The organism is Streptomyces sp. SID12501, assembly GCF_010550245.1.
GTDB lineage: Bacteria > Actinomycetota > Actinomycetes > Streptomycetales > Streptomycetaceae > Streptomyces.
Genome location: NZ_JAAGLU010000503.1, coordinates 1 through 482 on the forward strand (window position 1 = coordinate 1; position 482 = coordinate 482).

General features: G+C 72.6%; 1 protein-coding gene. It reads right to left on the minus strand.

All coding sequences use genetic code 11. The features are described 5' to 3' along the window. On the minus strand, nt 1-482 hold a 482-nt coding region (locus tag G3I71_RS46990; RefSeq protein ID WP_164325067.1), incomplete at both ends, for a molybdopterin-dependent oxidoreductase.

Below are 482 nucleotides of genomic sequence, written 5' to 3' on the forward strand. Positions count from 1 at the left end.
CGGCGTCGAGCACGACGGTCTGGAACGCGCCGTCGCGGTCGGCCGTGGGCTCGGGGAGCTGGTCGCCCGTGAGGAACTTGTCGGGCACGTACGCGTCGCCGCGCGGCTCGAGGCGCACGAGGTGCGGCGCGTCGGTGAACCGCTGCAGGTACTGCGCGAACCGCGGCGTGCGGCGCTCGACCAGGAACTCGCGCAGCACGACGTGGCCCATCGCCATGGCGAGCGCGCCGTCGGTGCCCGGGTGGGGTGCGAGCCACTCGTCGGCGAACTTCGTGTTGTCGGCGTAGTCGGGGCTGACGGTGACGACCTTCTGGCCGCGGTAGCGCGCCTCGGCCATGAAGTGCGCGTCGGGCGTGCGCGTGACCGGGACGTTGGAGCCCCACATGATCAGGTACGCGGCGTTCCACCAGTCGGCGGACTCGGGGACGTCGGTCTGGTCGCCGAAGACCTGCGGCGAGGCCACCGGCAGGTCGGCGTACCAG